At 63.5% G+C, this 23293-nt stretch carries 21 protein-coding genes and 1 pseudogene; 17 read left to right on the top strand and 5 right to left on the bottom strand.

Translation table 11 applies throughout. The annotated features are described in order from the left end of the window. Window positions 1–372: pseudogene (locus F0L68_RS43840) on the bottom strand (integrase core domain-containing protein); the annotation flags it as partial. A 544-nt stretch (window positions 373–916) separates the two neighbouring features. Then, on the bottom strand, window positions 917–4066 hold the full coding sequence (locus tag F0L68_RS33670) for an AfsR/SARP family transcriptional regulator (RefSeq protein ID WP_188316971.1): 3150 nt from the start codon (window positions 4064–4066) through the stop codon (window positions 917–919). Between the two features lie 125 nt (window positions 4067–4191). Between F0L68_RS33670 and F0L68_RS42800 the strand changes: the two genes are divergently transcribed. The 13 genes from F0L68_RS42800 (at window position 4192) to F0L68_RS33615 (ending at window position 16522) form a co-directional block, all read left to right on the top strand. Next, complete coding sequence (locus F0L68_RS42800) at window positions 4192–4356, top strand: hypothetical protein (RefSeq protein ID WP_188316970.1); 165 nt, start codon at window positions 4192–4194, stop codon at window positions 4354–4356. Between the two features lie 6 nt (window positions 4357–4362). Beyond that, window positions 4363–4956 (top strand): hypothetical protein, encoded by a 594-nt coding sequence (locus F0L68_RS44945; protein ID WP_188316969.1) that lies wholly within the window; start codon window positions 4363–4365, stop codon window positions 4954–4956. Beyond that, window positions 4944–5861, top strand: coding sequence for a sporulation-delaying protein SdpB family protein (locus F0L68_RS33665; RefSeq protein WP_149853928.1), 918 nt, complete (start codon window positions 4944–4946; stop codon window positions 5859–5861). The genes F0L68_RS44945 and F0L68_RS33665 overlap by 13 nt, the downstream gene beginning before the upstream one ends. After that, the gene (locus tag F0L68_RS33660) at window positions 5858–6883 is read left to right on the top strand and encodes a GNAT family N-acetyltransferase (RefSeq protein ID WP_149853927.1); all 1026 of its coding nucleotides are present in this window, start codon (window positions 5858–5860) and stop codon (window positions 6881–6883) included. Before F0L68_RS33665 ends, F0L68_RS33660 begins: the two co-directional genes overlap by 4 nt. A 336-nt stretch (window positions 6884–7219) precedes the next feature. Next, window positions 7220–8908 carry an ABC transporter family substrate-binding protein gene (locus tag F0L68_RS33655; RefSeq protein ID WP_149853926.1) on the top strand — a complete coding sequence of 563 codons (1689 nt, stop codon included), beginning with the start codon at window positions 7220–7222 and terminating at the stop codon, window positions 8906–8908. 650 nt (window positions 8909–9558) lie between these two features. Beyond that, a complete protein-coding gene (locus F0L68_RS33650; protein WP_188316968.1) occupies window positions 9559–10101 on the top strand; it encodes an LmbU family transcriptional regulator in 543 nt (180 codons plus the stop codon). A gap of 767 nt (window positions 10102–10868) precedes the next feature. Further along, window positions 10869–11609, top strand: a complete 741-nt coding sequence (locus F0L68_RS33645; RefSeq protein WP_188316967.1) for a class I SAM-dependent methyltransferase — start codon at window positions 10869–10871, stop codon at window positions 11607–11609. A 65-nt stretch (window positions 11610–11674) separates the two neighbouring features. Continuing rightward, window positions 11675–12742, top strand: coding sequence for a class V lanthionine synthetase subunit LxmK (gene lxmK / locus F0L68_RS33640; RefSeq protein WP_188316966.1), 1068 nt, complete (start codon window positions 11675–11677; stop codon window positions 12740–12742). Between the two features lie 26 nt (window positions 12743–12768). Continuing rightward, window positions 12769–13710, top strand: a complete 942-nt coding sequence (locus tag F0L68_RS33635) for a T3SS effector HopA1 family protein (RefSeq protein WP_149853923.1) — start codon at window positions 12769–12771, stop codon at window positions 13708–13710. A 44-nt stretch (window positions 13711–13754) separates the two neighbouring features. Then, a complete protein-coding gene (locus F0L68_RS33630; RefSeq protein ID WP_149853922.1) occupies window positions 13755–13934 on the top strand; it encodes an LxmA leader domain family RiPP in 180 nt (59 codons plus the stop codon). A gap of 151 nt (window positions 13935–14085) precedes the next feature. After that, a complete protein-coding gene (locus tag F0L68_RS33625) occupies window positions 14086–15024 on the top strand; it encodes a hypothetical protein (RefSeq protein ID WP_149853921.1) in 939 nt (312 codons plus the stop codon). 5 nt (window positions 15025–15029) lie between these two features. Continuing rightward, entirely contained in the window at window positions 15030–15770 is a 741-nt protein-coding gene (locus F0L68_RS33620) for an SDR family oxidoreductase (protein WP_149853920.1), read from the top strand. Window positions 15771–15904: 134 nt separating this feature from the next. Then, complete coding sequence (locus tag F0L68_RS33615) at window positions 15905–16522, top strand: hypothetical protein (RefSeq protein WP_188316965.1); 618 nt, start codon at window positions 15905–15907, stop codon at window positions 16520–16522. 140 nt (window positions 16523–16662) lie between these two features. Here the strand turns inward: F0L68_RS33615 and F0L68_RS33610 are convergent, their stop codons facing one another. Continuing rightward, entirely contained in the window at window positions 16663–17736 is a 1074-nt protein-coding gene (locus tag F0L68_RS33610) for a hypothetical protein (protein WP_149853918.1), read from the bottom strand. Window positions 17737–17838: 102 nt separating this feature from the next. Next, window positions 17839–18534 (bottom strand): hypothetical protein, encoded by a 696-nt coding sequence (locus F0L68_RS33605; RefSeq protein WP_149853917.1) that lies wholly within the window; start codon window positions 18532–18534, stop codon window positions 17839–17841. 505 nt (window positions 18535–19039) lie between these two features. Between F0L68_RS33605 and F0L68_RS33600 the strand changes: the two genes are divergently transcribed. The 3 genes from F0L68_RS33600 to F0L68_RS33590 are packed head-to-tail and all read left to right on the top strand — an operon-like array spanning window position 19040 to window position 20744. After that, window positions 19040–19663 carry a TetR/AcrR family transcriptional regulator gene (locus F0L68_RS33600; RefSeq protein WP_223199363.1) on the top strand — a complete coding sequence of 208 codons (624 nt, stop codon included), beginning with the start codon at window positions 19040–19042 and terminating at the stop codon, window positions 19661–19663. Further along, window positions 19660–20541, top strand: a complete 882-nt coding sequence (locus tag F0L68_RS33595; protein ID WP_149853915.1) for an SAM-dependent methyltransferase — start codon at window positions 19660–19662, stop codon at window positions 20539–20541. Before F0L68_RS33600 ends, F0L68_RS33595 begins: the two co-directional genes overlap by 4 nt. Beyond that, window positions 20538–20744 carry a hypothetical protein gene (locus F0L68_RS33590; RefSeq protein ID WP_149853914.1) on the top strand — a complete coding sequence of 69 codons (207 nt, stop codon included), beginning with the start codon at window positions 20538–20540 and terminating at the stop codon, window positions 20742–20744. Before F0L68_RS33595 ends, F0L68_RS33590 begins: the two co-directional genes overlap by 4 nt. Before the next feature lie 348 nt (window positions 20745–21092). Here F0L68_RS33590 and F0L68_RS33585 read toward each other — a convergent pair whose 3' ends face one another. Next, window positions 21093–21899 (bottom strand): S1 family peptidase, encoded by an 807-nt coding sequence (locus tag F0L68_RS33585; RefSeq protein ID WP_188316964.1) that lies wholly within the window; start codon window positions 21897–21899, stop codon window positions 21093–21095. Between the two features lie 1168 nt (window positions 21900–23067). On the opposite strand from F0L68_RS33585, the gene F0L68_RS43835 reads away from it, so the two are divergent. Then, window positions 23068–23293: hypothetical protein (locus tag F0L68_RS43835; RefSeq protein WP_223199362.1), on the top strand; the 226-nt coding region annotated here is incomplete at its 3' end.

Here is a 23293-nt window from a genome sequence, read left to right as displayed (position 1 = left end):
CAGTTCAGGTGACCACACACATTCTTGTGCCAGGCGCAGAACCAGGCTGCGAATCTCCTCAGCTATCGGTGGACGCCCTGTCCGGTGTGGGTAGGTCCACTTCTTTCGGACCAGACGGCGGTGCCAGGCCAGGAGTGTGGCTGGCGTGACAATGCGGCATGTCCGGAGCGGGCGTGGTAGCAGCCTGGCGAGGGCGGACAGGATCGCCCGGTCCGGCCAGGTAGGACGTGGTCTGCCGACCTGACGACGCAGCACGGCGACCTCGTGCCGCAGCACCAGCACCTCGGCGATCAACACGGTCCTGTTGCCAGCGAGCAACATCAGCCATCCGAGCGCCCGAACCGTGAGCATGTACAAGAGACGGAACGCCACGGAAGGTGATCATGCCGGTGTGTCACCGGTGACGAAACGCCAGGTCACGGATACAGCGTCGAGTTCTGGCACGGTACAGGTTCGCCATCGTGCTGCGCGGCTACCCGAATACGCGTTGAACCGAGGGTGATTCGAGCACGTCATCTGCGCGGATGCTGTGAGCAGCCCATCGTGAGGATCGACAGGATGGCGGAATGACGCTCTACGCCTGCGACGAGGGCCGCTCGGGCCTGATCATTACCTGGGACACCGGGATCGGCCAGACCGCCAGCACCGTCATGGAACTGGGATAGGCTGTTGATCGAGAGGACACGCTGAGGCTGGCGGCGGCGCCGAGTTCCTTGTCCCGCCTGGCGTGACGAACGTATACGCATCCCGTGAGCGCTGCCGACAGCGTCGAGCCCAACAGCGAAGGCTAGCGTCGTCAGAGTGAACGTGACGCGTTCGGTGCGGTTGTGGACAACCTGAGGAAGCCCAGCCTCCCGTACGACGACGGGACCATGCTGCAGTCCTACGTCCTGGTGGAGGAAGAGCCGGGATGTTGCTATTGGGTGAGTGGTTGCGGCCGCAGGCGATGCGGGGAGCTGCTGCTTGTTGTCTCGCATCGGAAGCAGGTTGTGTTCTCGTTGCCGCGGAGCGAAACGAGATGCCGCGCCGCGTACTGCGCGTCCGCGATACCGCGAGGGTACCTTTTCGTCGCCTCTTCCCAATAGCGTCGGGCGCCGTTCAGATCACCGCGGAGTAGGGCGGCGTGAGCGAACCCGTCCATCGCGCGCGCCTCGTACCTGGCGAATCCGTACTGGCGGGCCCGTTCACGCGCCTGGTCGAACACCTGCTCCGCCCTGGCCGCGTCCCGCATGGCAACAGTGGTCTCGCCCAACGCGTTGAGCGCTTCGCATTCGGTGGCTCTCAGGTCGTGCGAGCGGGCCAGCGTCAGCGCAAGCCGTCCCTGCTTGAGCGATTCGTCGAGGTTGCCCAGCGAGCGGTTGACGCCGGCCAGACCGACGAACGCAAGTGCCTCCCCGCGTTCCAACTTGTTCTCCCTGCTCGTGTGAAGCCCGAGGGTGAATTCGCGGAGCGCCTGATCGTGCTCTCCGAGCAGGTGCAGTACTGTGCCGATGCTCCACATCGTGAAGACCAGCGAGTCAGGGTTGTCTGAGCTGATCAGCATGACCGCTCCGCGAAGGGAGTCGAGCGCCTGGTCGTATTCGCCGAGGTCGCGGGCGATGACTCCCAGGTTGATGGCTACGCTGGCGCGAAGGAAGCCGCTCGGGTCCTGCTCGGTGAGCGGCTCCGCTTCGCGGAAGATCGCGCGTGCCTCCTCCAGTTGGTCCTCGTAAAGGTAGAGGTTGCCGAGCTGCACGAGTTGCGCGGTCTCGCTCCTCGTGTCACCCACCTGCTTGGTCAACTCAAGCGACCGCGCCAGGTGACTTCTCGCCTCTGCGGTCGACTTGAGGTATCGGCACACGGCGACGAGGCCGCGTAGGCAGGAAGATTCACCGCGTAGGTCACTGGCTGCTCGAGCGGCTTGTGCACCACCTTGAAAAAGCGCGTACGAGCTGCCTCCGTAGTTGCGGGTCTCCAGGTAGGGCTGCAGGGTGCACACGAGCTGCCATGCCTGTCGATGCCAGCCTTCGTCGATGGCAAGCTGTGTGATGGCGACCAGGTTGCGATACTCCTCGTTGAGGATGTTCACTGCGTCCGCGAGTGAGTCTGCGCTCCTGATCTCCTCCGGCACTCTGTCCACCTGCGGCGCCTCGTCGTAGATGACGTTGTGCAGGCCAGCGCTCAGCGTGTGCGCGGTGTGCAGGTAGTAGTCGAACATGCGGCCGACGGCGTCGTTTCTCTCTGCGTCGCTCTCGACTTCGGTGAGCAGCTCCTGCGAGCAGTCCCGGATCAGGTCGTGGAAGTAGAAGCGCCCCGTGGTGTTCTGCTTCAACAGGTTGGCGTCAAACAGCGCGTCCAGGCAGTCATCCGTTCGGGCGATGGGCAGGTCGGCCAGCGCCGCAGCGACGTATGCGTCGAAGTCTCCGCCAGGGTGCAAGCTCAACAGGCGGAACACCCGTTGCTGCTCGGGCGAGAGATACCGGTAGGACACCCTCAATGCTGTCATGACGCAGCGGTCGTCGATACGAAGGAATCGGACCCGCTGGGCGTGGTCGGCCAGCCGGTCAACCAGGTCGGCGACACTCCAGCTCGCCCGGTCACGCAATCGCGCCGCTGCGATGCGGATCGCCAGTGGCAGATGACCGCAAAGCTCGATCGCGGAGGCAACAGCGTCGGGTTCACGGCGGCAACGTTCTGTTCCCACAACCTTCTCGAACAGCGCGACGGCGTCCTCCTGCGGCATCACGTCGAGCGACAGGGCCAACGCGCCCTCCAGCGCCGAGAGCTTCCGTCGGCTCGTCACCACCACCAAGGCTCCCGCCGTGCCGGGCAGCAGCGGTCGCACGTGTGAGGCGTCGGTCGCGTTGTCCAGGATCAGCAGAATTCGTTGACCCGAGACGCGTGAGCGCCACGCCGCACTCTTGGACTCCACGTTGGAGGGTATGAGCTCGGGGAGCATCCCGCTGTCGCCCAACAGCGCGTCGAGCGCCAGCTCGGCGGTGACGGGATCAGCTCCGCTGGTGAATCCGCGCAGGTCGATGAAGTAGTGCCCGTCTGGGTACTCCTCAGAGATCTCATGCCCGAGGTGAACTGCGAGCGTCGTCTTCCCGACGCCGCCCATGCCGTCCACAGCCGAGATCGTCAGTGCGGTTGGCGACGCCGTGCGGGCGTCGCCAAGCAGCTTCAGCAGTTCGGTCGAGCGGCCGGAGAAGTCACTGGTGTCGTGCGGGAGATAGGACCGGGCGGGCGCCGTACCGGTACCGGAGTCCGGTGCGGGTGAACCGGCTGTGGCGGACGTGGTCGAGGGCAGCTCGATCTGTACCCCGTTCAGCACATCGGCATGGGCTCGTTGGAGGTTCGCGCTCGGGTCGAGTCCGAGTTCGTCGGCCAGCAGGCGCCTGCCCTGGTCGTACACCGCGAGTGCGTCAGCCTGGCGGCCGCTGAGGTACAGCGCTCGCATCAGGGTGATACGGAAGGATTCACGCAGGGGGTGCTCCGCGACCAGCTCCTGAAGCTCACTGACCACCGTGGCGGACTCCCTGTTTTGGAGCCGCAGGGCCATCAAGTCCTCGATGGCCACGAGCCGCTGCTCGTTGAGCTTGGCGGCTGCGCTCTCGATCAAGGCGCCGGTGAGTCCAGTCAACGCATCCCCGTGCCAGATATCGAGTGCGGTGCGCAGGAGTTCGATCGCTGTTGGCACTTGGTTGGCGGCAGCCGCGCGTCCGGCCGCGCCGACGCGTGCTGAGAACGGATGCATGTCGATCAACTCTTCCGGTGCCTCCAGACGGTAGCCCGCCTCCGTCCACACGATCGCGGCGTCCCCCGAGTAGGTGCCGATCGTGCGACGCAGGTTGCCGATCGAGTTGTGGACCTGTTGCCGTGCCGACTGAGGCGGGGTGTCCCACAGCTCGTCGATCAGCCGGTCAACAGGCACGACCCGGTTGACGTTTAACAGCAACAGTGCGAGCAGCTTCTGCTGGCGCGTCCCGGCGACCCTGACCGACTGCCCGTCCGAGACCAACTCAAGTGGCCCCAAGATCCGGAACTGCACTGCATACCCCCAGGTAACTGCTGCCTGCCAGCTCACGTCGCACCTCAACAACTACACCAGGTAGCCGCGCAGTAGCGAGCGAGTAGTCACTGTTGGCATACTTTGAGATCAGTCGAAGTAGCCGGCGACGGTTCATCCGCCGGCGAGGTTGAGGGGGTTAGATGGGCAAGGCGCTTCTGATCGGGCTCGTCCTGTCCGCGGCTGCGGCTGCGGCTCTGATCACCGCTGGCGGCTCGTCCGCCGACGAGGTGCACGAGAAGCCGCGTTCGGACAACAATGTGGTGCCAACGGTCATCATCCAGGGAGTCTCGGGGAAGTCGACGTAACCGCCCATGCGGCTCGCGCGACCGAGCACCCCTTCTCCTGCGGGCTCTTCCATCCACGACGAGCGGAGGCGCAGCGTCCGCGGGTTCGCCGTCACGGCGGTACTGCTCACGACGAGTTTCGTGCTCGCATGTCTAGCCGAGCGGGACATCGGCGGAATCCGAGGAAGGCTGGACGCCTACTATGCGTTGTGGCCACAGCAGTGGTCGTTTTTCGTCGAACTCAACACCGACCTGTTGGCGGGTTACCGTGTCACTCCTGGTGAGGCCCGGATGACCCCGGTCTACGCCACCGGCAGGCCCTACCTGTTGTGGGGCCTGGACCGGGAGTCCTACAAGCTGTCCTCGGAGGTCAGGGAGATCGCGCTGCGGGTGCCGGACCGGTACTGGAGGACCTGCGATCAGCCTGACCCCGGGGACTGCGGAGAGACGATGAACACGGTGCCGGCATACCGAATGGGATCGCCTGTCCGTGAACCGAGTCTATGCGGGCACCTGGCGGTAGCGGTTGAACGCGTTTCCGTGCCAGCTCCCCAGCAATTGCCGACGCGGCCACTCCAGGCACACCGGCTTGCGGCGGTCGACATCACATGCCCACCCTGAGCTGGATTGCCCGACGCGCCGCATCGGAGATCGAGCACGCCGAGATCAGAGGGGTCGCGCTGGCGGGTGGCCGAAGCCTGCTGGCTTTCTCCGCTCTCGCCACGATCCTGTTCAGCACGAACTCGGCCCTCTTCCCACAGACCAGCGAGCACCCGCTTGGGATCCACTGTGCGGGTCTCCGTGCCGTGTCGCTGTGGTGCGCAACAGGTTCGACCGACACTGGCATGACGGTCAGCCGAGTGATCTCAGCGATTGTGCTGGTCGTCTCGATGACGGGCTTTCGCCCTGCCTGGACCTGCGTGCCGCACTGGTATGTCACATTCAGTCTCGCGGCTGCGATGCCGGAATCGAACGGCGGCGACAAGATCGCTCAGATCGCCACTCTGCTGCTCATCCCCATGTGTCTCGGTGATGACCGCACGTGGCACTGGGAAGCCATCGCGCGCCCCCTTCCCGCTTCGTGGCGCGGCGGGGCACTCGCAGCTCACGTGATGTTGCGTGCCCAGCTCCTGGCGGTCTATGTCGGTGCGGCTCTGTCGAAGCTCACCGATCCACTATGGCGGCAGGGCAGCGCGATGTATGTGATCTCGCGGATGCCCCAGTTCGGGTTCTCCTCATCGCTGGGCGGCCTTGTCAAAACTGTGCTGAGCTCCTACTGGTCGGTCGCGATCCTCAGTTGGTCGATCATCGCCGTCCAGATCGTGATCGCGGCGTTGATACTGGCCCCGCGCAGATTCAGATTCATTGCGCTGGTACTCGCTACCGTCCTGCATCTCGGCATTCTCGTCCTGATGGACCTCGTGAGTTTTGGACTAATCATGATCGCGGTGCTGCTGATGGCCTGTGCCCGGACCTCACGCACGGTGCACGCCAGTATCGCGCTGAACGAGAGGATGGCTTCGTGACGCTCACCCGCTTGGATGTCGAGGTATTCGACCCCCACACCGCCCCCGAGGCGGACTTGGTCGGTTATCACCGAGTGATGGAAGCGTGGTGGCACACGGACAAGCCAGATCTGCCACCACTGACTTACGACGACTGCGTCGGCCGCCTGAAGACCCCGTTTCCCGGTTTCGGAGAGCAGATCCACCGGGTAGCGCGCCGCCAAGGGGAGATCGTGGGCTTCGCGACCGTCGACTTCCTGGAGCAGGAGAGCAGCCATATCGCCTTGACCGAGATCGTCGTGGACCCGCAGGTGCGCCGGCAGGGCATCGGCACCGCCATGCTCCGCGCACTGTTGCCGGAGTTGCGGTCGCGCGGGCGTGAGGTCGTGGAGGGTTGGCAGTTGACCGTGGGCGGAGAGGGCCCCAAGTGGGCTGAGTCGCGTGGCTTTCGGGCCGTCCACACGGTGCTCATGCAGACCTTGGAGTTCTCGGAAGCGGAGCCTGCTCTGTGGGACGTGGCGGTGCCGTCGGGCTATCGCACTCGACGGTGGATCGGGGCTGCTCCCGAGGAGCTCGTCGCGTCCTATGCCGAGGCGCGTCAGGCGATCCACGACGCGCCGCTGGGCGAGTTGGAATACCAGGAGCCGGAGTGGACCGTGGCGCGCGTCCGTGAACACGAGGCAGAACTCCGTGCTGCCGGAACCGAGCAGCGTGTCGTGGTCGTCGTGCACGAAAGCACGGGGATGGTCGCCGGCCTGACCGAGCTGGGCGTGCACCCCAACGACCTCACCTGGGGATATCAGCGCGACACCGCGGTGCTGCCCGCGCATCGGGGTCATGGGCTGGGCAGTTGCATCAAAGCAGAGATGATCAAGTGGCTGCTCGCGGATAGGCCGGACTTCCAGCGGATCCAGACCACGACCGGTGCGACGAATACCCACATGATCAGGGTGAACCACCAGCTCGGTTTCGCTACCGCGCGGACGACGGTCGCGGTCAACTGCGAGTTGGCCGAGCTGGAACGGGTGATTGCCCGTTTGTGAACGGGAGACGGCAGGAGGCGAATTGTCGTGAACCTCCTGCCGGGCCGAAGAAGCTCGACCAGACCTTGCGCCTACACGCCTTCGAGCTTCAAGTAGACGCAGAGGCATTTGACGGCATGCTTCCGTCCAGGATCTTCCGACGGCCCGCGCCACCGTGTCGTCAACGCGACATCGATCACGACCAAAGCGTTCTGACCGTCGCTGGCGAGAGCCATCGCAATGTGAGGCTGCGCGCTACGTCGCCTCTATCCGTTAGGCGATCAACGGCAACTGGCAAACATCAGGAGAGAACCAAGCCGGGTGTCGAGGTCCCGGGCGCGAGAGAGGTTCACGACAGTGAGTCGACGCATCACGTTGGCAGCGATGGCATTAGTGGCCGTTATCTTAACCCCGACCGCCTGCAGCGGACCTCGTGATACCGGAGGTCTCCTGGGCTCGGACCAAGCTCAGGACGGCGTCGCGGATATTAACCCGACTGATCGCTCCAAGCTCAAGGATGGCGGCGAGCTGAAATGGCCAGTAGACCAACTGCCGGACAACTGGAACTACAACCACATTGACGGCACCGTCACCGACGGCGCCCGCATCATCCGGACGATCGAGCCGTCGATCTTCGTCCAGAAAGCAGACGCCACGGTCGAGCCGAACAAGGACTACCTGGAAGACTTCACGATCACCTCCACGAACCCGCAAGTCGTCGAGCTCAAGCTCAACCCGAAAGCCAAGTGGAGCGACGGGACGCCGATCAGTTGGGAGGACTTCGCCGCTCAGGCGAAGGCCAACAGCGGTCAGGACAACGCGTACCAGACGTCGTCCACTACCGGGTACGAAGATATCGAGAAAGTCGAGAAAGGGGTGACCGACCAAGACGTGAAGATCACCTTCAAGAAACCCTTCGCCGAGTGGAAGAGTCTCTTCGCTCCTCTGTATCCGAAGGCGATGAACGCCACCCCGGAAGAGTTCAACAAAGGGTGGGTGGACACGCCGAAGGTCACGGCCGGCCCGTTCAAGGTCGGAGCGATCGACCGCACAGCCAAGCTCGTCACGGTGATCCGCGACGAGTCGTACTGGGGTGTCAAGCCCAAGCTGGACAAGATCACCTTCCGCCAAGTCGACCGCACCGCGCTGGCCGACGCTCTCGCCAACGGCACGATCGACTTCTGTGAGATTGACTCCAACATCGATCTGTACCAACGGGCGAAGTCCATGCCGGGCGTGGTGATCCGCCAGGCGGTATCACCCGACTACTCGCAGATCACGTTCAACGGCGCCGAGAGTTCGATCCTCAACGATCAGAAGTTGCGCGTGGCCGTCATGCGCGGTATCGACACCAAGACGATCGCCAGGGCGCTACTCGGCAAGATGACCATGGGCGAAGCACAGGTCACTGGTAATCACTTCTTCCTTGTAGGGGACAAGAGGTACCAGGACAACTCGTCGGTCGCCTCGTTCGCCGAGGACGCCGCCAAGAGCGAGCTCGACACGCTCGGTTGGAAGCTCGAGGGGGACTACCGCACGAGGGAAGGCAAGGAGCTTGCTGTCCGCTATGTCATTCCATCGCCGAATCCCATCGCCGACCAGGTCTCGAAGCTCGTGCGGTCACAGCTGAAGGCGGTCGGTGTCAAGGTCGACATCCAGCCTGTCCCGATGGCTGATTTCTTCAAGCACTACGTCAACGTCGGCAACTTCGATCTGGCCAGCTTCCGCTGGCTGTCCAGCGCTTTCCCGATCAGCTCCACCAAGCCGATCTACTACCTCGACTCGAAGTCCACCAACCAGAACTACGGCCGAGTTGGAAACCGGGAGATCAACGAACTATTCGACCGGGCAACCATTGAGCTCGACGACACCAAACGAGCCGAGTTGGTGAACGCGATCGACAAGAGGGTCTGGGAGGCAGGCCATCAACTGCCGCTCTACCAGTTGCCCGGTGCGATCGCGATCCGCAGTGACATCGGCAACTACGGCGCGATGGGCTATGCAACGAGCCCATTTAACTACGTGGACATCGGATTCACTCGTTGAGGTCGATGGCCTTTATGGGACTGGTCTAGGCGTTGAACCACCGCGCGCCTGCGATCAGCTTCGTGCTGTCGGTGGATCGCTTCGACGTTGAGTACAGCGTCATAGGACAAGTGGCCAGAGCAACTCTCGCATATGGTGTGCTTGCCATGCCTGCACACTGCGGAGCGCGACTGCCGCAGCACTGTGCACTCATGGTACACAGCATTCTGGCCGGCGACGCATAGCTGTTGCGTGTGACGAACATTCGCGCCCACCGGCGGAGAATCACTTCCGAGTCTGGTGACGGCGGCGTCCCCCATGTGCTCGATGAGGCTGAGTGATCCCACTGTTATTTCGGCGTCGCAGTTCGTGGGAACCCCTTCCCGACCGGTCACCTGCACGCCGTCCGGCATCGATGCAGCACGGCGGAGTCCTGACCCTGATGGCGAGTAGTCGACTGAGTTCTGAAGAGTAGTAGCTTCTGTCAACCTCATAGAGGTGTGACGGTCTCGGTACACCATGTGATCGCAGTCAATCGAGGCGAAGTGGCAAGGGGGAAGATTGTGCATGTGAGTCAGTTGAACCATGGTGACCGCAGAGCTGGGAAGGCGGATCAGGTTCCCGGCGCGATCCAGCCTGTTAAGAGGCCCGTGGACGCACAACGGAAGATCATGACGACGTCTGTGGGTCTGTCCTTCCCGGGCACGGTGACGTTCGACGCGTGGGAGCGTGCGGGGCATCAGATCTCGCGCGTCGTCAACTCTTCCGCGTGGTACCTGGGTGACTGGCTCGTGTTCGGCCAGGACAAATATGCCAACCGCTACAGCCGTGCTGTGGAGGAGGTCGGGTTGGACTACCAGACCTTGCGGAACTACGCGTGGATCGCACGGAGGTTCGAGTATTCGCGGCGGCGGGAGGGTTTGAGTTTTCAGCATCATGCTGAGGTTGCGTCGATGGCGTCGGATGAACAGGACCATTGGCTCGACTTGGCTGAGCGCCACGGGTGGTCACGCAATCGACTGCGTCGGGAAGTTCGGGAGAGTCGGGCGGAGGAGCGGCCGGAGGATCGGGCGTTATTGCCGAGGGTGAGCGTCGCGGTGGTGGATGTACAGCGTTGGCGGCAGGCTGCGACGGAAGCTCGAGTAGATTTTGAGGAATGGGTAATCGCTGCTCTCAACGTAGCGGTTGACTTACCACTAAGCGCGACTCTTTGAGTGGTACGTAAAATGGTTGGAAGGGTTGACGTAAGCTACTGTCTAGATTTATCTGAACGTCAATTTGCCCGCTGGATCGAGTTTAATTCTGGTGTGCTTAGATATTTTGACAGCGTTTTGCGTGGAGATCGAGGGAATTGCGTCGACGGTGGTGAACAACTGAGATTGTTGATGCTCGAGACGTCGAGTAACTGCGCAGCCCGATCGCTCAATTAGGCTATTACGAGCTTCTCAACATGCTATTCGGTCTATGTGGTCACTCTAGTGCGGGTTCGTGGGAAGGTTACCCATTCACATGGATGCCGTTGCAGTACGAGGAGCTTCGGTGCTTGAGGGTGACGGCAACAGTGCGATCGTCAGGTGCGCAACTGGGAGGCCGGTCGCGGGCGGTACGCCGTTTATTCTGGTCCAGCGTTGTGGCGATCATCGGTGACCGTAAGAAACGTTTGACAGCCTTCTCGGAAAACTGCACGCTGATACCTGTCACATATGCCCTGCCTGCGGAGTTGGGGTGGCACATTCCCGCCGGCGAGACAGCTCGGCCACCGGAGGGGTGTCACTAGTATCCGGTGTCATGTGTCGACAGCTCGTTCGGCAGAACTGAGCGTATCCAAGGTAATTTGGATAAGTATCTCGTTCTGGCTCTACTGTGCCGTGCCTGACTCGTGCGTATTCATAGCTCGAGCCAAGTGTTTGGTGGTCGAGTCGCTCAGGTGTTAGTTTCTGGGTTGTTCCCGTAAGGAGCAATGACGGGAAGGGTTTGCGCAATGGGTTATGACAGTGCATTCTTTGGTAATGCGTTCGCTGATTTCTATGACCGTGTATATCCGGAATCGCCTGATGTAGAAGATGCGGCTGGTGTCATCGTCACGTTGTGTGGAGTGGGTGGCTCGGTGCTGGAACTCGGCGTCGGCACAGGACGGCACGCGGTGGCGTTTGTGCGGCACGGACTGCGCGTGCACGGAGTGGACGCTTCGCAGCGCATGGTCGAGAAATTGGGCGAGCGCGACCATCTCGGGCAAGTGGCTGTCACGGTCGCCGACTTCACGCAGTGTGTCGTTAGCGAACGGTTCGATGTTGTGTTTCTGGGACTGAACACTCTGTGGGAGCTGCCGACTCAGGAGTTGCAACTGGCGACGCTGCGCAACGCCGGCCAGCAATTGGCGGCTGGTGGACGCCTTGTCGTTGATGTATCTGAGCCGACACGCCTGCACAGCAGGCAATCACCGCAGGTCGCCATGCACGACATAGGCGGCGAGGCGGTTTTGGTCAGTGCCACCAGAGTGAATCCGTTCAGGCAGCACACGGTCGTCTCGTTCTCCATCATCGAGCCAGGTGTGATCCACAAGCTTCAGGAGGTGAGCAGGTACGTGTGGCCGTCAGAGCTTGATCTCATGGCCGGTGTGGCGGGGCTTGTCCTGACAGACAGATGGTCCGACTGGGCGGGGACGCCGTATTCCCCCGGGGCCGAACGGCTCATCTCAGTCTATCGAAGGGCAAGGGGGTGAGCTCCGACGTGCTGTCTGGTCCGGTAGCTGCAGCACCAGAGGCAGCCGACAACGCTCGTCGCAGCGTGCGGGACGCGGTCAACGAACTCCTCGAGCGTCTTGGTCACGGCCCCTTCCGGCAGGAGACGGTCGTGTTCCTGCCCGGGCGGAACGAGAACATCGCTGGAACGACGACCAGTGGGGTCGACGTCTTTGCCAAGCGCATTGTCGCTCGGTCTGGTGCGCAACCTACTGTCATCGGCCGCGCTCTCGCGTTCGACAGGTTTATGAGGAGCGCCAGATTTACGTATCTGCGATCGCCGACAACTCTTGGGTACGACGAGCATGAAAGGATAGTCCTCTTCCAGTGGATATCCAACGCGTCTACCGGGGCGGAACTGGTGGATGATGGCGGATTTGACACGACCCTGGCCCGTCAGCTCGGGGCGGCACTCGGTGAACTGCACGGCGCAGAATCAGAGGACCCGCACCTCATCAAGGGAAGTGCGGTATTCCCGTCCGTTAGACACTTGACCGGCATACCGTTGGAGTACTTCCTGGAGTGCAGCGGCGGACTGCTTCACGCTTGGCGCCTGCTACAGAGCGACCCTGCGCTGGTCACTGCGCTCACCAAGTTGCTGGAGAGCGAGGCTAGCGCGGTGGGCGTGCCGGTTCATGGCGATCTCCGGCTCGACCAGATCCTCGTCGTCGGCGGCGCGGTGCACATCGCTGACTGGGAGGAGTTCCGCATCGGTGATGCAGCGCGAGATCTTGGCGCACTCGTTGGAGAGTGGCTATTTCGTAGCATTCTTGGAATCGGTCGCTCAAGCGCCGACGATGTCGGCGACCTTGCGGAACTTTCGCACGACTTGATTCTTGAGCGCGGCGTACAGAGGATCCACGAAGCTCGTCCCATCCTGTCGTCGTTCTGGTCTGGATACACACATCTACGTCCGAGTGATGACGGCCGAGAGTTGAGCGTGAGAGCGGTCGCGTTCGCGGGTTGGCATCTGTTCGACCGGGTCCTGGCAACCGCGGAGCAACGATCGGATCTCACCCCGTTGCTGAGGGCCATTGCTGGGGTTGGGCGAAACGCGCTACTGCACCCCGAAAACTTTGTGGAAGTACTGGGATTGGGGCGTGGCCCGTGCTGAGCCGCTCGGAAACTCTGTCTCCAGCTGTGGCTGCCGTCCTCAACGACGTGACGGTGTCGCCATTCGACCTGCAGGCTACTGTGGCTGGGCAGGTCGTCGAAGCGAAGTCGGTTCAGGCGCTTCAGATTCACCTGGGCGAAACCATCTATCGAGTGTTTCACCAGGCCGGCCCCAGCGACCCGGAGGCGATCCACGCGACGTCACGCGACCGGGAGCTGGAGGCGCTTCTACAGAAGACGATCCCCCACGCGAGCCGCATCGCGGTCGGGACCTACCTGGGCGACCATCAAGGTTGGGCGCACGTGGAACTGGATCACGTCCGTGTTCGCGTGCCTTTTGAGCTCATAGTCGGTGACACCTTCGATGAAAGGCAGCCGGTCGAGGTCACGCTACCCCCCGCGCGGTCTGCGCTCTCTCCTGGCTTCTTTTTCGTTCACGGATCCCGACCACATTCGAGGGACGCGACCGGGCGAGTACTGCGGGTCTATTTAAGTCTCCCAGACGATGTCGCCGCGGTCTCCGTCTGGAGACTTGTGCTTGGCCAGCTCGAACGAACTGAGGTCAGATACGAGGCGAAGGTGCTGTCGACGCCGACGTCTTACCCGCGGCGCGACGCGATAGTCGTCTACCTGCGTGAACCTGCGTGGGATGTGGTTCGTGACCTGCACGCGATCGTCGACCTTCGGAATTGGCTGGCTCCGGCCGTGTCACCCTTGGTCCGGCCGATCGGCCCAGGAATGGGAGTCGCATGGGAGCCCGATACCCCATTTCAAGTCGGCCGGCGGTTGAGCTTTGGTCAACACCGCGCGGGGGCGATCGCCGAAGGTCTGATCCACTACGCGGTGGCTGGCACTAGTAGTGCGGAGGACGCGGTCTGCACCGCGATGCGCAACGCCGGCATTGATCCTGCGGAGCCGTATCGAAACCTTACGTCGCCGAGGGCCCCAGAGATGTCCTGGGATTGCTAGCCAAGACCCAGGAAGATGAGAAACCAACAAGAATGGAGTACGGAATGTCTGTCATGCTTCAGGACCGCACTGCTGACCTCGTGGCGGGTTACGAGAACTACACCACTGCCCAGGAGCTCACGCTGGCCGTCGCGGAGGGCTACGAGGACCTGGTCGCGAAGTCCACCCCTATCACCATCACGATCACCACTACCACTCTCATCTTTAGCTGCCAGCACGACTGACGATGAGTTCGTGATCTGACGATCACTGACTGATCGGTGTCACCTCCGTCGTGTCGGTGCTGCGCGGATTTGGTTCCCGCGTGGCACCGACACGACTCACTGGTTGTTTCGGCGCGGTATCGACAACGGTCTAGCTGTGAGGATGGTCCGTATGGACGTTCGGGAAGAACATGTCATGACCTACGCGACCGGCAACCTGAAGACGGTTGTCACCAGTCTCGCCGCCGAGCGTTTCCGCTGGAGGCAGTCGCCCAGCCCAGGCAGTCGCACCACGCTCCTGCTCCCCGACCTGGCTGTGCGGCAGGCAGTTACCGACGCCGGCACGGACAATGTGTCCTTAGTATTCCCCATGGCCATCGACGGCGATTTTGTCTATGAAGTCCCCAACTCAGTCAGTATCGTATGGACCATGCTGACTGGAATCACCCGGCCGCCCGATCATGTCGGGTTGATCCACGAGGTCGGACAGATCGCCAACCGCCTGCACACCATGCCTCCGCCACCCGGAACCATGACTCACGCCCCGTGGTTGAAGCGGTTGCAGCAGTGGCTCAATGAACCGAGCGGAAAGGATTCCGAACGGTTCCTCTTCTCCATCCTGGGTGAACACATCACTCGCGACCGGTGGGACGACCTCGGTCAATGGTGTACCGAACTCCTCGACTCACCGCAGAGTCGGGTTCTGCTGTTGGGGAGCTTGTTGCCCGGTGAAATCATCGCAGGGAAACAAGCAGGTAGTGGGTGTGTACTAGCTGCAGGTAGCGTCGCGTCAGGGCACCAAGCCTCAGACATCGCGACACTTCTAGAGGGTTTGGTGACAGTCACGGAGATGGCGTCCAGGGCACCGAACCTCTTGATTGAGGCTCCTGACTTCGCCAGTCTCGCTCAGGCATTCCTTGTCGGGTACGGACCCATGGAGGACGATCGGATCGTCGCCCAGACCGCAGTGTTACGGCGGCTGTCCAGGCTGGTGGATGTCGCTGCCCACCTCGGCTGGAACGACTACCTGAGCGATCAGGCTGCAGCCATGGCCAGGCACATCGACTCCGAGGGAAGCAGCCTTCTCGAGCCTTGCGAATGGAGGCGGTGACTTAGATGGGGAAGCTGGACGACAGGGCCGCACTCGTAACCGGTGGAAGCCGGGGTATCGGTCGGGCGATCGTCGAGCGACTCGCAAGCGAGGGCGCGTCCGTTGTACTGGCGTATCGGTCCAACCAGCAGCAGGCGGACGAGGTGGTCGCGCGCGTCTCCGCCTCCGGTAGGACCGCGTATGCGGTCCAAGCGGACCTGGCGGATCTCGGCCAGTTGCGAGAACTTGTCGGGGCTGCTGGCAGACTACTTGGCAGGCTGGACATTCTTGTGAACAACGCAGCCGACGCGAGTGCCGCAACGATCGCCACTGCGACTGAGGAGCACTACGACCATGTCATGGCGGTCAACGCCAAGGCGACGTTCTTCACGCTGCACTATGCACTTCCGCTGCTTACTGACGGTGCGTGCGTCATCAACGTGTCCAGCCTCAACACCACGATGGCCTCTCCCGGCTCATCTGTGTATGCCGCGAGCAAGGCGGCGGTCGAGCATTTTACTGCAGCGGCCGCCCATGAACTCGGCGCGCGTGGTATCACCGTAAACTGCATCGCGCCTGGTGCGACCGACACCGACCTGCTCAATGCTGTTCATCCGGAGCCAGTAATTCAGGCGCTTGCGCGTGCCACACCGCTTGGCAGGCTCGGCCACCCAAGAGACATCGCTGCAGTGGTCGCGTTCCTCGTTGGTCCAGATGGCAGATGGGTCAATGGCCAATGTATCCGTGTCAATGGTGGAATCAGGTGAACGTCTCAGGATCATGGGTGGTGATGCCCGTACGGAGAGGAGGGCCCGATGGTAAGGTCGGAACAATCTTGACGCGCGGGTGGGTGCACATTCTCGATCGGTGACGATGAGCTGGCAACTGGCAAAGGGTGGCGATGACGGACGTTGACGGCGTTCTTGCTTCGGGCAGACTCCCGATTGTGGCAGCGGTGCGGATGCACGCAGTCGCTCTCTGGAGGTGGGTCACACGACAACCCGCCACGCCGGATGACGTGACATCGCTGTCGCACACCAGCGATACACGTCAACTACTCACCGTTCTGGCCAGCGTCGAGATCGTGATGGCGCCGGTAGTAGACCTCATATTTCCGAAGGGGCTGCGTATCCCGCATCTCGTGTTGGAGACGATCCTCGCTGCGGTCGCGTTCAGCTTCGTCGCAACGTGGTCCCGACATCCCCATCTGATCCACGGGAACCTGCTCCGCCTACGCACGGGTGCTTTCGGTGAGCTCACCCTAGCGGTCCGGCAGATTGAGACCATCCGCAAGCATGAGCGGAAGGTCAAAGGCTTCGGCCTACGGGCAGTGCCGGACGAAGCCACCGCGCTGGCATGTACGGTCGGTGCGAAGGTCAATCTACTGATCGAGTTCGCAGACCCGCTCAGCGTGGACATCAACGGTGACAACAGAACGGTCACCCGGGTGTACACGGCCGTGGACGAGCCTTCCGCGGCGATCCGAGCAGTGAAGTTGGCCATGCCCAAGCGCCAGTGAGCGGTCACTCGGGAAGGTGGCCTCGTTGGCGGTACTAGCGATCTTTGGTCGCAGGCTTCTTTGCATCTGTCCGTAGTGTCGACTAAAATGAATGCCTTTCGCTACGGGTTGACGTAGTCGCATTGGAGCATTGTGTGTGGTCAGTCTGGGCTGTTGACGTCTGGAATGGGGTGGATGAGGTGGGGGTGGAGCGCCGAGGCGAGGTGGGTGTGGGGGAGGAACCATTCGGTGATGGCGAGGTTGTGTAGGCCGAGTTGGTCGCGTAGGTCGGGATCGTCTTCGATGCCGTCGTGTTCGGGGTCGTAGAGCCATTCGTGGTCCAGGTCTTCGAACAGGTGGTCGTTGAGGGCGGCCAGCATCTCCTCAAGAGGTAGTTCGTCGAGGAGGTCGGAGGTCTCGAGCACGACTTCGATCTTGTCTTCGAGTAGGCGCAGGGCGAGGGCTTCGGCGGTGCACAGGGGTGGGAGCCATCCTGGTTGGGGCAGCCGGTAGCCCAGGACGGTGGTGGCGATGAGGAACTTCTGGGCGAACAGCGCGGTGTAGCGGTGGGCGTAGCGTGGCGGGAGTTCGTCGATGACCCAGAGGGTGTCGTGTTCGCTGGCGGGTGTGTTGGTGTGTCGCAGGGTTTGGATGTCGGCGAGCAGTTCGTCGGTGAGCATCTGCACGCCCTGGATCAGGGCTCCGGCGACGAACCGTGCTTGCTCCGCGGTGACGTCGCAGTCTGGGTCGTCGGGGTCGTGGCCGAAGGCTTCCGGGCCGAAGGCGTGCAGGTGCTCGGCGTCGGCCAGCAGTTGGGAGCGCAGCGCGGCGAGGTCTTCTTGGCTGATGCCGTCGCCTTCGGCGGGATCGAGGAGTTCGGGTTCGGGTTCGAGGGCGGTGGCGAGTTCGGCGTCGGTGGCGGTTGCTGCGCAGCGCTGCAGGTGCCAGTCGGCGAGCAACTCGGTGCGTTCCAAGAGTTCGGGCAGGATGTGGCGGGCGGCGTCTTCGGCGAAGGCCAGCGCTGGTGCATCCAGTCGCCAACCGATGAACGCGCCGCTGGGGTGCACCGCGATGTGGTGGCCGAGGGTGTCGATCTCGATGCCGTCGGGGCCTTCGATGCCTGCGAGGAGGTCGAGGTGTTCCTCGAGTAGTGCGGCGGCTCCGTGGCGTTGAAGTGCGTCGAGTTCGGGTGCGCCCTCTGGGATGTTGACCTCGGCGACAATCAGATACTCCACGCGGGCAATGTTCCGCAAGATCGAAGTCAGTGTGTCGTGGCCGGTCCAGGAGCAGGAGCGAAACAGGAGCGGTAGATGTGCTGCGGTGTACTTGAACTGCGCTCAACTGCTGTCAACGGACCCGTCGTGTGCAGGGGATTCTCTGTTTCTGCTGGTCAGCGGCTTGCGGTGGCCTGGCTGGGGGTCAAGGGGTCGCAGGTTCGAATCCTGTCGTCCCGACGGTCTAACAGAAGCCTCCGATCTTGGGTGAAAGCCCAGGTCGGAGGCTTCTGTCATTTCGCGCGGACGATCTTGACCATGATCTACGATGTCGAGCGCATCCTGGAGTGCGAGGCCGCCGTTGGCGAGGTCGTCCAACGCGAACGCCACGAGGATTCCGGCCAGGCGCAGGCCGTGCTGGTGCGCCCACGAGATCGTGTCCCCATAGGCCGACATGGCCAGGCGCTGATCTGCCGGGTCGATGTTGGCGTGGGCCAGTTGCTCCACTCCGGACAGATCCCCGTCCAGCGCCTGGGCCACGGCCTGGGTGCCCGCCGGGAACTCCAGGTCCAGCACGGCCTGGCCTAGCGTGAGTTGGTTGCTGGTCGACCACTCCTGGAAGGACTGCACGGCCGTACGGATCACGGCGGCGTTCTGCTCGTTGGCGAACGTGCCGTCAGCGAGCGGGACGGTGATCCAAGCGTCGACCGGCACACCCACATCGGTGGCATGTCGGATCAGCGGAAGGGCGTCCGTGCGTTGCGTCTGGCCGACCGGGGTGGGACCGAAGTCGGCCTGGTACACCAGGTTCAGGTACAACGTGCCGTGCGAGGCGGCCAGGGCGTCCCACAGTTGGGGGTGTAGACGTTCAGGTTGCGGGGGCAGAAGCTCTGGTCCGGCGACGCGCAGGACGCGGTGGTCTCGCCGGCCCAGAAGCCGACCTGTGCGCCGAGAGTGGGACTGTCATCGAGGGCGGGTGATGGCCCCGCCGCGAAGGCCGCCGCGACGGTCACCGCCACACCGAGGGCGCGATGACGTGACGGATGAGCGTTCATGACGATCTCCGCTCCGCCGGGCGGCGTGACGTACCGACGAGCGGCAGGCGCCGTGCGCCTCCGTCCGGCGCAAGAACCGTGGGTTCCGTGTGACTGCGAGAAAGTGCTGTCGTCGACGCAGCGTGAGCGTGCCTGTCGCGAGATCCTCCTCATGCGATGGGGTGATCCGGCGCGTTCGGACTTTCGCCGAGCGCACTTCTTCTGGCACTGTCCCGCCCCGAACGTAAGGGTAGTCTTGCGTTGTGGTGAAGGGAACCCGCGAGCGCATCATGGACGCCGCGCTGCGACTTTTCGGACAACGGGGCGTGGCAGGCACGCCGGTCACCGCCATCGAGGCCGAAGCTGGTCTGTCCGCCGGCAGCGGCAGCTTCTACCGGCATTTCGCCGACAAGGACGAACTGGTGGCGGAAGTGGTGGACCGGGAAATGGCACGGGTCGCCAAGATCCCCGCCGCTCAGGTCTCCCGGGCGGTGGCGGGCACGCCCGCGGCGGACGCACTGGCGGGGCAGCTTCTGGCCGATCTGGACTTCCTGCGCCAACTCCTGCCGATGATCGAGATCCTGATGTGGGAACGGGGTCGCCTGCCCGACCTGGCCGCCCGGGTGCAGAAGGTCATGCTGGACCGGGGTATCGAGCTCGGCGTCGCCGATCTGTTGCTGTGCGCGCCGACTGCCCCCGTCCGCGAGGACATCGCCGCAGCCGCCGCCGTCATGACCTCGGCGGTGGTCGGCTACTTCCTGACCGTCGAGTACTTCGGCGCGCCACCCCTACAGATCGACCCGCAGCGGTTCACCACCACACTGGCCCGCATGCTCGCCGGCACCAGTCCAACCGGCGCCCGGCCCGACTCGGTCGCCGACGAGCATCACGCCACAGACCAGACACCAACGTGATCGAGCCCGAGGACGCAGGCGGCGTGTCGGCCGGCTGGACGCGGGCCATGCTGAACACCCCCAATGTCGCGTGCGTGTGCAACTGGTATCTCCACGGGGGCCACAACCAGGCCATCGACCGGCGGTTCGGGCGGGAGCAACAGTCCGCGCTGCCCAGTATCGCGGGCATCGTGCGCCACAACCGAGCCTTCCTCCGGCGCGCCGTGCTGTTCGGCTGCCGCACCGGCATCTCCCAGTTCCTCGACATCGGCTGCGGCGTGCCCACCGCCGGCGATGTCCACGAACTTGCCGGTCGGACGAATCCGGGCAGCCGCTGTGTCCACGCCGACATCGACCACACCGTGCTAGCGCACCGACAACTCGCGCTGCGCAACCACCTCAACGAGCACCGGTTGGCCGTGGTGGCCGAGGACCTGCGCGCACCACGTCGACTGCTGACCGCCGCCGCGGCCACCGGGCTGATCGACCTCGAGCTTCCGCTGATGCTGGTGATGAGCGCCGTGGCGCACTTCGTGGGCCCCGACACCGATCTGGCGGCCGTGCTCGCGCGCTATCGGGATGCGGTGGCGCCCGGTTCGCTGGTCGCGGTGTCGCACATGACCATCGACGGTGTGCCCCAGCCGTGGGCCGCCTGGGGCGAGCGGTTCCGCCGCGGCTACGCCCAGACCAACCACACGCTGCACTACCGGTCGTGGCGTGAGTTCGAGGATCTCTTCCAGGGCTGGGAACTCCTGTCTCCCGGCATGGCCTGGGCACCACAGTGGAATCCCGACACGCCGCCGGACACCGACCCGGCGTTGGCGATGACGATGACCGCGGTCGCGCGCCGAGGAACTGATGGCCAGCCGCAGCACAACGAGGCGGGAGAGCCGCGATGACCGACACGACCAGCGAGGCGCTCGCCGGAACGCCGTTGCCCACACGGTACGACGGGGACGACCTCCGCGCTCTCGGGACCCGGCTCGATCAGGTGATCGCCCTGACCCGGTTGATCGTCACGGGCCGCCTCGGCGACCCCGGGGTTGATGACGTTGTGCGACACGACGAAATCCAACGGGTTCTCGACAGCAGGCGAAACTGACCGACGCTCGGCAGTCCAGAGCTGAACGAAGCGATTCTTGCTGACCACCAGTCGAGTTGGTGTTCTCGCCCTTACTCGACTCGCCAAGCGTCGGTGCGCAGCTCGCGCATGATCCGCTCGACCCGTTTACAGATGACCTGCTGACGCCGTCGACGCGGTTCGGCGGCGACCTGTACGCGCTGTCGCCAGCAGGATGCTTCCGGTAGGTCGCATGATCGACTTCGAGGTTCACTCGGCTGCGCCTCGCTCCCTGCACACGATCAGGCGCCGTCGGCGGCTGCGGCGTGGTGGCCCTCGCAGTGGAGGGCGGGGGCCATCACGGTCGTCGCGCGGCGGCATGCAGGAGGGTCAGGAACCGATCTGCTCGGTGAGTGCGTCGTGGAAGTAGGCCACGTTGGCGTAGACGCCGGGCGCGCGCATCTGGGGGCAGTCGTCACCGAAGGACACCAGGCCGATCAGCTTGCCGCCACCGACCAGGGGACCGCCGGAGTCGCCGTGGCAGGCGTCCGTGTTGTCGCCGTTGGTGCTGCCGCCGGCGCACACCACCTGCTGCTGTAGTTCGTCGCTCATACCCCAGGGCGTCGCACACGTGCTGGTGTCCACCACGTGCATCGTCGCCCCCATGAGCTGGGTGAAGCTGGGGTGGGCTCCGGCCGTGTCCGTGGTCCTGCCCCAGCCCAGCAGCGTCGCGTCGGCGCCGTCGGCGTAGAGACTGCTGTCGTCGGTGGTGGCCAGGGGCAGTGTGGCGCGTCCGGTGAGTTTCTTCGACAGCGTGAGCACAGCGACGTCGCCAAGGTGTTTGGCCACGTCGGCGTCCGGATGGCTCCAGACCGAGGACACGCCCACGACGCTGCTGTCAGGTTGCCCCGACACGACGCTCACGATCGAGTTGAAGACGCTGTCCGTGCCCACGATGACGCGCATCGTGTCGGCAGCGGCCTGCTGGCCGTCGACCAGCACACAGTGTGCGGCCGTCACGACCTTGTTCGGCGCGACGAGAGTGCCGCCGCAGGTGCCGACGTTGCCATCCCCGGGAAATCGTCCCACGTAGACCATCCAGGGATAGTCCTTGGTGCTGGCCGCACTCCCGCCGGACACTCTGGGATCCGCGCTGGCGGCGCCCGCCGTCAGACTCGCCTGAGCGGTCGCGGCCACGCAGGCGATTGCCAGAGCAGCCAACCACGTTCGAGTGCGTCGTCGACCGGTCATGTGTTCCTCCCTCAACGGCAGTGCTGACCCGACCCCGTCGCCGAGCCTTTGTTCACCTGTGGTCTCCCGAGAGTGCGACCAGATTGGGATCTCTGGTGCGATGACGACCTCGGTCGTCTCCGAGCACGATAGGAAGAGCTTGTGTTGCCAGGAAACTGTGGTTCGCGGTGAAGGTACGGGAGCGCTCTGGTCTCGTGCGCCCCTTCCGCTCGATGCAAGAATGCTCTTCCCATCCAGGGTCGCCCACGACTCGCAGTCTGTCCATAGTGGTCGCAGGAGTCACCCGGAATCGCCGTCAGTTCAGCCCTTCGTCCCTGCTGACGCGTGATGGCGACGCTCCGTCGTGAACGCGGGTAGGGCTAGTACGGCAGCCGCAGTGTGTGATCTTGAGTGGCGTGTCGTGATCAAGGATGGTGCCGTGACGTGATCACCTTCTGGGCGTGCTGGACCTGAATGATGACGTGGTGGCCACCCCGCCAGTAGCGGTCGATGACATGTGGACCGATGGCGTGCTGGGTTCGGCGACGCATTCGCGCTGGTAGCGGGCAGGTTCGCGCAGGCGGACTCGCGTCGCCGGGCAAGGATGTACCTGCTGGGGTTGCTCTCGGGCGCGGAGCGGAAGAACTCGTGGACGGAGTCCCAGCGACTCGGCGGCCCAGTCGACACGGAGGCCAGCCCGCAGCGCGTTTCAGGTGGAAACTCTTACGACCCAATGCAGGCTCACTTCAAGTTTACACCTGATCTTGTGGCGACCTGCGGATCCCATCCGCGTCTCACTGACGCCGAACTTTTGTTATTAATCTTGGAGGTCGCCCTTGAGCGGTTGGTCTTGACTCGGGCCACCACTGCGCGACCGTTATCCCGCGCGGTCGATCCTGGTTGGCTCGCCCCAACCAGCGAACGCACTCACATTCCGACAGATCTGTGAATGAGAGTGTGTTCACTGGCCGGGTTCGCTACTTGCAGGGACCAGAAACGATCACCAGGTTGGCGGGCAACACGCCCCAGATGCGTGACACAACCACGAATCCGGACGGTGGGCAGACCACCCAGCAGATCCGCAACCTCGTGATGGATCTCGGCACATCACTTGCGTAGGTGTCCCCTGGTCGCGGTGCCGCTCGAGCGAGTCGAACACGCGCACCAGGGACGCGCCGCAGTCGACCACCTGGATGCCGGCCTCGCACAGCAGCCGCACCGACTCCTCCCGCACGACGCGCACGACGTCTTCGACGATGCCCAGCTTGAACCGAAACGTGCGGATCTCGAGGAACATCGCCAAGCCTTTCGGGAAATGGGAAGCACGCGGCGAAAGCATGGCCTCACCGTCCACTACTCGC

It is taken from the genome of Solihabitans fulvus (genome assembly GCF_008386585.1).
GTDB classification, from domain to species: domain Bacteria; phylum Actinomycetota; class Actinomycetes; order Mycobacteriales; family Pseudonocardiaceae; genus Solihabitans; species Solihabitans fulvus.
Note: the sequence above shows the minus strand (reverse complement) of the source record. Positions and strands in the feature narration are given on the sequence as shown.

Coding starts and splice junctions, on each gene's coding strand:
- F0L68_RS33620 (WP_149853920.1), top strand. CDS start 15,030: ATGGGGAAGCTGGACGACAGGGCCGCACTCGTAACCGGTGGAAGCCGG.
- F0L68_RS33600 (WP_223199363.1), top strand. CDS start 19,040: ATGGACGCCGCGCTGCGACTTTTCGGACAACGGGGCGTGGCAGGCACG.
- F0L68_RS33665 (WP_149853928.1), top strand. CDS start 4,944: ATGCCCACCCTGAGCTGGATTGCCCGACGCGCCGCATCGGAGATCGAG.
- F0L68_RS44945 (WP_188316969.1), top strand. CDS start 4,363: ATGCGGCTCGCGCGACCGAGCACCCCTTCTCCTGCGGGCTCTTCCATC.
- F0L68_RS33645 (WP_188316967.1), top strand. CDS start 10,869: ATGGGTTATGACAGTGCATTCTTTGGTAATGCGTTCGCTGATTTCTAT.
- F0L68_RS33650 (WP_188316968.1), top strand. CDS start 9,559: ATGACGACGTCTGTGGGTCTGTCCTTCCCGGGCACGGTGACGTTCGAC.
- F0L68_RS33590 (WP_149853914.1), top strand. CDS start 20,538: ATGACCGACACGACCAGCGAGGCGCTCGCCGGAACGCCGTTGCCCACA.
- F0L68_RS33615 (WP_188316965.1), top strand. CDS start 15,905: ATGACGGACGTTGACGGCGTTCTTGCTTCGGGCAGACTCCCGATTGTG.
- F0L68_RS33625 (WP_149853921.1), top strand. CDS start 14,086: ATGGACGTTCGGGAAGAACATGTCATGACCTACGCGACCGGCAACCTG.
- F0L68_RS42800 (WP_188316970.1), top strand. CDS start 4,192: ATGGGCAAGGCGCTTCTGATCGGGCTCGTCCTGTCCGCGGCTGCGGCT.
- F0L68_RS33630 (WP_149853922.1), top strand. CDS start 13,755: ATGTCTGTCATGCTTCAGGACCGCACTGCTGACCTCGTGGCGGGTTAC.